The 10,341-nt window shown below is 66.7% G+C and carries 10 protein-coding genes and 2 pseudogenes; 7 read left to right on the top strand and 5 right to left on the bottom strand.

The annotated features are described in order from the left end of the window. The first annotated feature begins 11 nt into the window (after positions 1 to 11). Positions 12 to 725: an SRPBCC family protein gene (locus tag BLR03_RS25220; RefSeq protein ID WP_091255855.1), complete on the top strand. Its 714-nt coding sequence runs from the start codon at positions 12 to 14 to the stop codon at positions 723 to 725. A 143-nt stretch (positions 726 to 868) separates the two neighbouring features. On the opposite strand, the gene BLR03_RS19675 is transcribed toward BLR03_RS25220, so the two are convergent. From BLR03_RS19675 to BLR03_RS19665, 3 genes and pseudogenes are all read right to left on the bottom strand, one after another. Then, positions 869 to 1,651 (bottom strand): SGNH/GDSL hydrolase family protein, encoded by a 783-nt coding sequence (locus BLR03_RS19675; RefSeq protein WP_175460628.1) that lies wholly within the window; start codon positions 1,649 to 1,651, stop codon positions 869 to 871. 166 nt (positions 1,652 to 1,817) lie between these two features. Further along, on the bottom strand, positions 1,818 to 2,084 hold the full coding sequence (locus tag BLR03_RS19670; RefSeq protein ID WP_091255852.1) for a hypothetical protein: 267 nt from the start codon (positions 2,082 to 2,084) through the stop codon (positions 1,818 to 1,820). 145 nt (positions 2,085 to 2,229) lie between these two features. Continuing rightward, a pseudogene (locus BLR03_RS19665) lies at positions 2,230 to 2,840 on the bottom strand (lactate utilization protein C). A 23-nt stretch (positions 2,841 to 2,863) separates the two neighbouring features. On the opposite strand from BLR03_RS19665, the pseudogene BLR03_RS19660 reads away from it, so the two are divergent. After that, positions 2,864 to 3,322, top strand: a pseudogene (locus tag BLR03_RS19660) (LacI family DNA-binding transcriptional regulator); the annotation flags it as partial. A 217-nt stretch (positions 3,323 to 3,539) separates the two neighbouring features. On the opposite strand, the gene BLR03_RS19655 reads toward BLR03_RS19660, so the two are convergent. After that, positions 3,540 to 4,370, bottom strand: coding sequence for an IclR family transcriptional regulator (locus tag BLR03_RS19655; protein WP_091255849.1), 831 nt, complete (start codon positions 4,368 to 4,370; stop codon positions 3,540 to 3,542). 148 nt (positions 4,371 to 4,518) lie between these two features. On the opposite strand from BLR03_RS19655, the gene BLR03_RS19650 reads away from it, so the two are divergent. From BLR03_RS19650 to BLR03_RS19630, 5 genes are all read left to right on the top strand, one after another. Then, on the top strand, positions 4,519 to 5,334 hold the full coding sequence (locus BLR03_RS19650; protein ID WP_091255847.1) for a maleate cis-trans isomerase family protein: 816 nt from the start codon (positions 4,519 to 4,521) through the stop codon (positions 5,332 to 5,334). A 58-nt stretch (positions 5,335 to 5,392) separates the two neighbouring features. After that, positions 5,393 to 6,715, top strand: a complete 1,323-nt coding sequence (locus BLR03_RS19645; protein ID WP_091255846.1) for an MFS transporter — start codon at positions 5,393 to 5,395, stop codon at positions 6,713 to 6,715. Further along, positions 6,712 to 8,010, top strand: a complete 1,299-nt coding sequence (locus BLR03_RS19640) for a CaiB/BaiF CoA transferase family protein (protein WP_091255844.1) — start codon at positions 6,712 to 6,714, stop codon at positions 8,008 to 8,010. The genes BLR03_RS19645 and BLR03_RS19640 overlap by 4 nt, the downstream gene beginning before the upstream one ends. Further along, complete coding sequence (locus BLR03_RS19635) at positions 8,007 to 8,795, top strand: enoyl-CoA hydratase/isomerase family protein (protein WP_091255842.1); 789 nt, start codon at positions 8,007 to 8,009, stop codon at positions 8,793 to 8,795. Before BLR03_RS19640 ends, BLR03_RS19635 begins: the two co-directional genes overlap by 4 nt. Positions 8,796 to 8,865: 70 nt before the next feature. Then, positions 8,866 to 9,426, top strand: a complete 561-nt coding sequence (locus tag BLR03_RS19630) for an SRPBCC family protein (protein WP_091255841.1) — start codon at positions 8,866 to 8,868, stop codon at positions 9,424 to 9,426. A 117-nt stretch (positions 9,427 to 9,543) separates the two neighbouring features. Here the strand turns inward: BLR03_RS19630 and BLR03_RS19625 are convergent. Then, positions 9,544 to 10,341: aldo/keto reductase (locus BLR03_RS19625; protein WP_139184611.1), on the bottom strand; the 798-nt coding region annotated here is incomplete at its 5' end.

Here is a 10,341-nt window from a genome sequence, read left to right as displayed (position 1 = left end):
GCGAGGAAGACGTGGAACTCAAGCACCGCTTCGTGGTCCCCAGTTCACTGGAGGACACCTGGCATTCCTTCAACCAATTGGAAGACATCGCCCCCTGTTTCCCGGGAGCGACGCTCACGTCCGTTAACGGCGAACAGTTCACCGGAACGGTCAAGGTCAAGCTCGGGCCGATCGCCATGATCTACACCGGCACCGGTGAATTCCTTGAACGCAACCAGGACACGCACACGGTGGTCATTTCGGCCACAGGGAAGGACAAGCGCGGCAACGGCACGGCGGGCGCCACGGTGACGGCAGTGCTGGCGCCCGACGGCGACGGCACCTCAGTGGACGTGACCACCGACATGAACGTCACCGGCAAACCGGCCCAATTCGGCCGCGGCGTCATCCAGGACGTCTCGGACAAATTGCTGGCCCAGTTTGTCCAGTGCGTGATCGGGAAGGTGGGCGACGGGGCCGCCGGGGCTGTTGAGCCAGGCGGTCCGGGCTCAGCCGGACCGGCCGAACCGGCGCTGCCTGCCGGATCCGACTCCGCCGGCCCGGCAGCACCGGCAGCCGTGCCTCCGGCGGCGCCTGCGCCCGCAACCCCGCGCGCACCGGCGGCCGAATTGGATCTGGGCTCGGCCGCATGGCCGGTACTGGTACGCCGTTTCGGCCCCGCCGCACTCTGCGCCGCCGTCCTGGCGCTGGTCATCTGGCGGATCAGGCGGTGCCGTGAGGCTTAGGAAACGCACACTGTGAAGCGTGTGCGCATGACGGTTCAGCCGACGCATGGTTCCGACGGAATCCATGTTCTATGGCATGTGTCTCGTCTCCCCACCGGCTCTGCATTCCTTTCTTAAGCACCGGTCGTGCAGGATGCAGAGGTTCACTGGCGAGGGGCTTCGGGAGGGGAAGACACGGCGCCGGGGCTTGCCAAGGACGCGAGTATTCCTTGGATCATGCCTTTCAGGAATCGCTGTCCCTGGCTGCTGGGGTGTTCGTGGTCGGGGCCCAGAAGTGAAGAGTTGGGCCCCGCTATCCAATGGTCCGTGATCGGATCAACAAATTCTGCTCCAGCGTCGAGGGCAACTGTCCTCTCCTGGTCACGGATGACATCAACGTCCGCCTTCACGGGCTCAAAGGCCGTGAGGGGGCCGATGACGATCCTGGCCGCGTGGGGGGCCAGGGTTTTGCTTGTCGAGAGTGCGTCCGCGACGGCGGCTTTCAGGGCCGCCGGATCCTGGCCTGCGTCGTTGTCCGAGCCAAAGAACACGACGATGTCCGTCGAGGCATTGAGAGTGGCGGCGATCTGCGACCCGAATGTCTCCCCTCCCTCGCCGGCGGCAAGGTAGCCTGCACCGTTTTTTGCCGCGTTGATGATGTCCACCGGGTGTTGCCCGGACTGCAGCGCCTGGCCCAGTTGGCGGGGCCATGCTTCCTCAGGGGAGGTGCCGAACCCCGTGCTGAGGGAATCGCCGATGACCACCACGCGTTCCGGCGTCGTCCTCTGAGGGGTCTGGAATGGGGCCGGGGAGGGAGTGCTCTGCTGCGGGCCCGCCTGGGCCAAGCGGTGGTCGGCAGCCGGGGCGCAGGCAGCGAGAGCGCAGAGAACAGCCGACACACCGAGAGCGGTTGCCAGCGTGGACCGGCGGTGGCGGCTGAGGGTCACAGTGGCTCCCAGGTAGCGTCGCCGGCATGTCGCTTTGCCATGGTATCCAGAATAGACACGGGTCGGTTCGGTAGCTACCGTCGCGTTGCCTCACAAGTTCGACACCAAGTTGGAGTAATGCTGGTTCCGGAATGGCATCCCCATCGCCGTTGGCTGGAACAACGCGTCAGACCCCTCCGTCGAGTTGCTCCATTTCCAGGCACGCGTCCTCATAGGAGACCTCGCCGTTGCGGAAGGCCTGCTCGAGTTCTTTGCCTCTGCGGCGGGTGTAGGCGGTGCTGACTGTTCCCGTGATGCCGACCTCGAGATAGTCGAGCCGGGAGTGGGCGGGCCGCTGCTCCCCGGCGGTCAGGTGCCGACGGATAGACGTGAGGAACCAAGCGCCAGGATGCAGTAAACGCTGTGCATAGGCTCTGGGGTCGACTAGGTACATGTTTCCATGGTTCAACTCCCACCTGAGAAGACCATGAGTATCGTCTGGGTGATCAGGGTGGCGGTGCTTTCCCGGAACCCGTCGCCACCCAACACAAAGCCCTGCTACCCCTTGTTTACAAGGGGAAGCAGGGCTGCCCTGCTACCTAGCCGCGCACGATCACGACATCCAGGGTCCGCGGGCCGTGGACCCCTTCGACTCGTTCGAGTTCGATGTCGCTCGTGGCGCTGGGCCCGCTGATCCACGTCTGCGGGCGGGTGGCGTCGAGCCGGCGCAGGGCCTCGGGCAGGATGGCCGTGATGTCACCGGCCCGGACCAGGCAGATATGCCGGTCCGGAACGAGGCTGATGACCCCGCGGCCCTGGTCCGGACTTGCGTCCAGAACGATGGTGCCGGTTTCGGCGACGGCCACGGCGCTCCGGTGACGACGGCGTCCACCCCGTCCAGTTCCTCGACGCTCAGTCGGTGGCCGGGGGCGTCGGTGACGCGGCGGCCGGAACCGCCGTCGTGTGCGTCCGCCTCCGCGAACAGGGACTCAGCGAGGCCGTGCGGCACGGCGTAGCGGTCGGTGCCTTCGAGCAGCGTGGCGAGCCGCTGCGGCACCGCGGCGGCATCCTCAACGAAGACGTTCGCCTTGTAGTCGACCAGCCGGTCTGTCAGCAGCTCGATGAGCGTTTCCTCGGCCAGTTCGGAAGCGCGCCGGTAGTCGCGGGGCACCTCCGGGACGGCCGGGGCGTCCCGGAGGGCCGAGCGGATCCGGCCGAGTCCGCCCGGCGTTCGTCGGCGGCCCCTTCACGCTGCAGCAGGTCGAGGACCGCTACCGGGGTGCCGCCGACGCGGCCGAAAAGGCGGGGATCCGACTTCAATTGTTCGAAACGCCCGACCTCAAATTTGAACGCGGACGCCAGATCGGCGATCTCATCGGAAATCTTCAGCCCGACAAGCGGCCGGACGCCGTGTTTGCCGCCAACGACCAGCTGGCGCTCGGGCTCCTGCAGTCCTTCGCCGCCAACGGGCTGCGCGTGCCCGAGGACATCGCGATCGTGGGCTTCGACGACATCGACTTCGCGTCCCAGTCGAGTATTCCGCTTAGCTCCATCAGCCAGCCGCGGCACCTGATCGGCGAGCGCGCCGCCCAGCTCCTTTTCGAGGAAATCGACGACGAGCCCGGCCACGTCCACAGCCAGGTGGTGTTCACACCGGAACTCGTTGCCAGGCAGAGCACCCGGCGCCACTAGCGAGCCCGGCCAGAAGCTCTCATGGCTGTCCCCGGTTCGAACATGGGGGTGGGGTAGCGTCTTGTTGCCGCGATGGGCTTGGTGTGACCGCTGATTCGGGACCAGTCCAGCCGCTGCCCGTCCCGTGAGAATTCGCCAACGACGTCGCAGGGCACGGTTGCTGCTGATCCTGCCACGGTCGGTCACACCCCGGTCTGCGGACCGGGGTATTTTCTGGTCAGCTCGGGTCAGGGGCCCGGTACCCCAGGGCGGCGCTAGCCGTTTTGCCCGCGGCGGCGACGATCGGCCCCAACCTCGGGACGTCGTCGCTGCTGACCCGCTGGATCGGAAAGCCGAGGCCCAGGACCGCGGCGAGCTGACCGTCATACCGGAACACGGGTGCGCTGATCGACCCGACGTCGCTGTTGCGTTCACCGAAGGCGGCGAAGAAACCCTGCTTGCGCGCGAGTTGGGCCTGCTCGTCCAGCTGCGTCCAGCTGACCGGGGTGGACGGCGTGAACCGGGTGAGGTCCGTGCCGAGCAGGGCTTCCCTGGCGCCGGGATCGAAGGCGAGGAAGATCTTCCCCGGCGCGCCGGCGTGGATCGGCATGACCTGGCCGACGAGGAAGGGGCGCATGACGACGTGGCGGGTCTCCGCCACGGCCACCACGGTGCGGAAGGCGCCGTCGCGCATGTACAGGCAGGCCGATTCCCCGGTGGCGTCCCGGAGTTCTTGAAGGACGGGCCGGACCAGCCGGACCACATCCAGGCCCAGGGTGCCGGGGGCCGCCCACTGAACCAGCCGCAGGCCGATCCTGTAGCGGTCGCCGTCGCGGTCCAGGAACCCTTCGCGGACCATGTTCTGGACCAGCCGCTGGCACGTACTGGCAGGCAATCCGGTGGTGCGCGCGATCTGCTGGAGAGTCGGCTCGGGCGCCTCGATGGAGAAGCAGTTGAGGATTTCGCTGACCTTGCGCAGCACAAGGATCGGAGTTGTCCCGGCGCCCTGCTCTTTCGCTACCGTGCTGCCGCCTGCCACCTGCCACCGACTTTCTTCGTGAGTGTCCATCCTAGCCAGCCTGCCCTGCTCCGGCGGCATCAACGTTGACACATTCAGGTTAAACCCGCAGGATGGGTTTTCAAACCACAATGTGGGTTTAACTAATGCCAGCCACGGGCACACGGATGAAGATCCGGATAGGGAGATGGAAGCGGCAATGACAGCACCTGAAACACAAGGCGTCCACCAGGGGTCCGGAAACGGTGAGGCCAGCTCAAGGATCGGCCTGATCGTCCCCAGCTCCAACACGACGATGGAAACCGAACTCCCGGAGATGTTCCGCCGGCAATCCGAAGCCACCGGGCACTCCTACACGTTCCACTCCGCCAGGGCGACGCTGAAGAGCGTGACCCCTGAAGAACTGGCGGCCATGGTCGCCAAGGCCGGGGAATGCGCTACGGCCGTATCCGACGCCGACGTCGACGTCATCGCCTACGCGTGCCTGGTGGCCGTGATGGCACAGGGGCCCGGAGCGCATGGGGGCTCGGAGGAGGTGATTGCCGCGGCAGCCGCCGGGAACGGGCATCCCGCTCCCGTCACCAGCAGCGCCGGCGCGCTGGTCCGGACCCTGCAGGCAATGGGTGCGCGCAAAGTCGCCATGGTCACGCCGTATCTGCCCGAGCTGACCAAAATGGTCGCCGAATACATCGAGGGCGCGGGGATCGAGGTCCAGGACGTGATCGGCCTCGAGGTGGCGGACAACCTGGCGGTCGGCCGCCTGGACCCGGCCCGACTGCCTTCCATCGCCGCACGCCTGAACCACACCGGCATCGACGCCCTGGTCCTCTCCGCCTGCGTCCAGATGCCCTCCCTGGCAGCAGTCCAGGAAGTGGAAGATGCGCTCGGGATCCCCGTCGTCACGGCGGCCACGGCCACCACCTACGAAATCCTCCGGGCACTCGGCCACGAGCCGACCATTCCCGGGGCCGGACGGCTTCTTTCCGGGCTGATGACGCCCGTCGCCGCTGCGTAGCCGGCAACAACAAATCCAACCTGGGCACCACGCCCACATGCGTCAGAACAATGGAGTGATGATGACAGTTCAGGAAGTGACCCGCGCGCAGGCCGTACGGCGTGCCACGATCGCAAGTGTAGTCGGGACCACGATCGAGTGGTACGACTTTTTCCTCTATGGCACGGCGGCGGCGCTGGTGTTCCCGCAGCTGTTCTTTCCCGGCCAGAACGCGTTCGCCGGGGTCTTGGCGGCGTTCGCGACCCAGTTCGTCGGCTTCGTAGCCCGGCCTGTGGGCGCGGCCATCTTCGGGCATTTTGGTGACCGGATCGGGCGCAAGACGACGCTGATGGCGACGCTGTTCCTGATGGCTTTCGGGACCGTGCTCATCGGCCTGTTGCCGACCTATCAAAGCATCGGCATCGCTGCGCCGATCATTCTCGTGCTGCTGCGCATCATCCAGGGAATCGGCGTCGGCGGCGAGTGGGGCGGCTCGGTCCTGCTGAGCATGGAGTGGGGCCACGAGAAGCGCCGCGGCCTTGCCGCCAGCTGGCCGCAAATGGGGGTGCCGATCGGGCTTGTCCTCTCCACCGGCGTCGTCCGCATCACGTCCGGGATCACGGGCACGGAGGGCTTCGCCGCCTACGGCTGGAGGATTCCGTTCATCCTCAGCATCCTGCTGATCGGTGTTGGCCTCTTCGTCCGGATGCGCGTCGTTGAAAGCCCGGAATTCGAAGCTGTCCGCAAGGCCAACAAGGTGGTCAAGAACCCCCTGATCGAGGTCTTCAAGCGCCAGCCCAAGCAGGTCCTGCTAACGGCACTCGTCCGGACCTCGGAGCAGGCGCCGTTCTACCTCTTCATCACCTTTGTGCTCACGTATGCAGTCAAACAGCTCAAGCTCAACAGCAACTCAATCCTGGATGACACCCTCATTGCCGCCGCGCTGGGCCTGATCAGCATTCCGGTCTTCGGCCGCCTTTCGGACAGGTTCGGCCGGCGCCGGGTCTACGGCATAGGCATTGTCCTGACCGCCGTCTTCGCCTTCCCCTACTTCGGTCTGCTCAACACCGGCAACGCGTTGCTGGTGGGACTCGCCATCATCCTCAGCCTGATGCTTCACGACGTGCAGTACGGCCCGCAGGCGGCCCTGATTGCTGAGAGTTTCGACGCTGATATCCGCTACACCGGGGCCGGCATGGGCTATCAGCTGGCAAGCGTGGTGGCCGGCGGACCAGCCCCGCTCATCGCGGCCGCCCTGCTCCAGGCCACCGGCGACTCCACATCCATCTCCATTTACATCATCATCTGCTGCGCCATCAGCATGCTCGCGTTGATCCTGCTGCCGAAACTCGCCAAGCGGCTCGCCGCCCCGGCACCGGTACGTGTGGCGGGTCTGGCATGAGCGCCCACGGCACGGATGTGATAAATGACGCCGCCCCGGGCTGGAGCACGCCCGGACGCGACACTCCCGCTGCGCGGGCAACCCGCCTGGCCGCCGCGACCGGTTCCGCCACAGCGCTGGGCGATCTGCTGGTGCTGGACCTTACCCGCATCCTCTCCGGCCCCTTTGCCACCATGACCCTTGCCGATCTCGGTGCCGACGTCATCAAGATTGAACAGCCGGGAACCGGCGACGACACCAGGCAGTGGGGCCCGCCGTTCCAAGGCGACGAGGCCGCCTATTTCCTCGCAGTCAACCGGAACAAGCGCAGCCTCGCAGTGGATCTCAAATCTCCGGAGGGGCTGAAAATCGTCCAGGAGCTTGCCCGCCGGGCTGACGTCGTGGTCGAGAACTTCAGGCCGGGAACAGCCGCGCGCCTTGGACTCGGCTATGAAGACCTGTCGCGTGAGAACCCCGCGCTCGTATACGCCTCCATCAGCGGATACGGACAGACCGGCCCCGAGGCCGGCCGTGCCGGGTACGACGCCATCGCCCAGGCGCGCAGCGGCATCATGAGCGTCACCGGCGAAACCGACGGACCCCCGGTACGGGTGGGCGTCAGCAGCGCCGATCTGGTGGCAGGCATGTGGGCCACGATCGGTATCCTCGCGGCCCTTCATGAGAAACAGCGGACCGGGGCGGGTCAATGGGTGGACATAAGCCTGCTGGACGGCTCCGTCTCCTGGCTGACCTACGTCTCAAGCGGGTACTTTGCCAGCGGGGACATCCCCAAGCGCTACGGATCGGCCCACCCGACCATCGCCCCGTACCAGGCCTTCCCCACCGCGGACGGATTCGTCATGGTCGCCGTCGGAAATGACGGCCTGTGGCGCAAGTATGCCGCCGCCGTCGGCCGCAGCGATCTGGCCGCGGACGAGCGCTTTGCTACCAACCCGTCCCGGGTTGCCCAGCGGGAAACGCTGATTCCGCTGCTCGAAGACATCATGCGGGGCCGGACCACCGCCGAATGGGTAACTGTGCTGGATGCGACGGGAGTCCCGGTGGGGCCCATCCAGACCGTGGACCAGGCCTTGCGGGATCCGCAGGTCCTTGCCCGCGACATGGTGTCCGAGCTCGTGCACCCGACCGCGGGCCCCATGAAAGTGGTGGGCTGCCCCGTCCGGCTGACGAGAACGCCCCCGTCCGTCCGAACGGCCCCGCCAATGCTGGGCCAGGACACGGATGAGGTTCTGACGGGGCTGGGTCTGAACGCGGACCGGATCCAGTCACTGCGCCTGAGCGGTGCGGTCCAATGACGGCCCCCGCAGAGCAAGAACTTGATCTTCCGCCCACGGTCGCGGCCAGCCGGGTCGCCGTCTTGGAGGTGGGCACCGGTGAACGATTCAATGCGCTCAGCTCCCCCCAGTGGCGTGCGCTTGAAATCTCGGCGCGCAATCTGTCGACGGATCCCTCCGTCCGGGCGGTCGTCATACGCGGCACTGGCGGGACGTTCTGCTCCGGTTCGGACCTGCGGGAGTGGCGGGACGCCACCGGCGCCGATGTGACCGACGCCTTCTCCGCCATCGAGGGGGCGCTCCAAGCCATCGAATCCATCCCCGTTCCCACGGTGGCCCTGGTGCAAGGCGTAGCCACAGGTGCCGGCTGCCAGCTAGCCCTCGCCTGCGATCTTCAGGTCCTAGATGCATCGGCGCAGATCGGCATGCCGATCGCAAGGCTGGGCATGCTCATTCCGCCGACCTTCGCCAACCGGATGTCGTTGCGGATCGGTCCGTCCCGGACGAAGGATCTCCTGTACGGCGGAAGACTGCTTACCGCCGCGGAGGCGCTGACGATCGGTCTGGTGAGCACGGTGGTGCCCGCCGGAGGTGCTCACGGGGAAGTGTCCGAGCTGACCGAGCGGTGGAGCGCGATGTCGCAGGCATCCTTGCGGGCCTCCAAGGCCGCTGTAAACCAGGGACTTGCCCCGCTGGAGAGTCCTGCTCGGGCCTTTCCGCAGGGCCCCGCGTCCGACGGCGCGGAATTCTTCCTTCGGGTCAACCACTTCCTGCGCCGCAAACGTGGACCTACTGCACTGCGTTGACCGCGTCCCCGTATCTGAGTACGGTCGTGCGCATCTACTGGACTCGCGACGGCACCAGCAGGAGGCCCCGATGGGCAGCACAGACTACGAGTTCCGGACCGTCTGGCGCGTGGCGGGCACGCCGGAGGAGGTCGCGGCCGTCCTCGGCGACGCCACCGCGCTGCCCCGCTGGTGCCCGTCCGTCTATCTCAGCGTCGAGCCGGTGACTGGCGGTCCGGAACCCGGGCCCGGCGTTCCCCGTCCCGTGCGCCTCCACACGAAGGGCTGGCTGCCTTACACGCTCCGGTGGACGCTCACGGTCACGGAGCCGGTCACCAGCCGCGGCTTCGCCCTCACCGCCGCCGGCGACCTCAACGGCACCGGCTGCTGGACCTTTGAGCCGGACGGGCCGGAAACGGTCATCACCTACGACTGGCGCGTCAGCGCCGCCAAGCCGCTGCTGCGGCGGCTCAGCTGGCTGCTCAAACCCGGTTTCGCTGCCAATCACCGCTGGGCGATGGCCCGCGGCGAGGAGAGCCTGGCACTGGAGCTGCGCCGGCGCCGGGCCGCAGCGGGGATCACCACCGGCCCAACGCACCCTGTTCCACCGCCGCCGCGGCCCACCTTCGCCTGGCTGCGGTGGCGTGGCTGAGCTGGCCTGCGGCCCGCACCGGCGCCGGCGCGCACCACGCTAATCCGCACGGGGATGGAGGGGTGCAGGTTGACGGTTACCTGTTGGGCGACGTGCCCTGTACTGGCAGCTTTTGGCTCACGGGCGCGTTTTGAAGGATTCCACCTTGGTGGGGTCGCGTTCAATGACCGGTTCCAGGATGTCATCGATTTTGGCCAGCAGTGCGGGGTCAAGTTTTACCCCGGCTCCGGTGGCGGTGTCGATGAGCTGATCGGGGCGGGAAGCACCGACGATGGCTGCCGAGACGTTGGGGTTTTGCAGTACCCAGGCGACGGCGAGGGCGGCCATGGACAGGCCGGCGTCCGCGGCGAGCGGTTTGAGCTGCTGGACGCTGGTGAGGATGTCCTCGGTCAGGTAGCGGTTGTCGGACTTGAGTTTGCCGTCCTGACCTGTGAAGCGTGATGCTGCCGGGGCGGCCTGGCCGGGGACGTATTTTCCGGTCAGGACGCCTTGGGCCATGGGTGACCAGCAGATCTGTCCCAGTCCCAGCTCCTCGCAGGTGGGGACGACTTCTTTTTCGATGACCCGCCAGAGCAGGGAGTATTGAGGTTGGTTGGAGATGAGTTGAATGCCTAGTTCCCGGGCGAGGGCGGCGCCGGTGCGGATTTCGTCCACGGTCCATTCGGAGACTCCGATGTAGTGGGCCTTTCCGGCCCGGACGACGTCGGCGAAGGCCTGCATGGTTTCTTCCAGCGGTGTCTCGTAGTCGTAGCGGTGGGCCTGGTAGAGGTCCACGTAGTCGGTCTGCAGCCGCTTCAGCGAGCCGTTGATGGATTCCGTGATGTGCTTGCGGGACAGCCCGCGGTCATTCCGGCCCTCGCCGGTGGGGAAGTAGACCTTGGTGAAGATCTCGACGCTTTCGCGCCGCACACCGGC

This window comes from Arthrobacter sp. ok909 (genome assembly GCF_900104405.1).
GTDB lineage: Bacteria > Actinomycetota > Actinomycetes > Actinomycetales > Micrococcaceae > Arthrobacter > Arthrobacter humicola.
Note: the sequence above shows the minus strand (reverse complement) of the source record. Positions and strands in the feature narration are given on the sequence as shown.

Excerpts from the sequence above, each read along its gene's own strand:
- BLR03_RS19635 (WP_091255842.1), top strand. The coding sequence starts at position 8,007 with ATGACGGCCCCCGCAGAGCAAGAACTTGATCTTCCGCCCACGGTCGCG.
- BLR03_RS19645 (WP_091255846.1), top strand. The coding sequence starts at position 5,393 with ATGATGACAGTTCAGGAAGTGACCCGCGCGCAGGCCGTACGGCGTGCC.
- BLR03_RS19650 (WP_091255847.1), top strand. The coding sequence starts at position 4,519 with ATGACAGCACCTGAAACACAAGGCGTCCACCAGGGGTCCGGAAACGGT.
- BLR03_RS19640 (WP_091255844.1), top strand. The coding sequence starts at position 6,712 with ATGAGCGCCCACGGCACGGATGTGATAAATGACGCCGCCCCGGGCTGG.
- BLR03_RS19655 (WP_091255849.1), bottom strand. The coding sequence starts at position 4,370 with ATGGACACTCACGAAGAAAGTCGGTGGCAGGTGGCAGGCGGCAGCACG.
- BLR03_RS19670 (WP_091255852.1), bottom strand. The coding sequence starts at position 2,084 with ATGTACCTAGTCGACCCCAGAGCCTATGCACAGCGTTTACTGCATCCT.
- BLR03_RS19630 (WP_091255841.1), top strand. The coding sequence starts at position 8,866 with ATGGGCAGCACAGACTACGAGTTCCGGACCGTCTGGCGCGTGGCGGGC.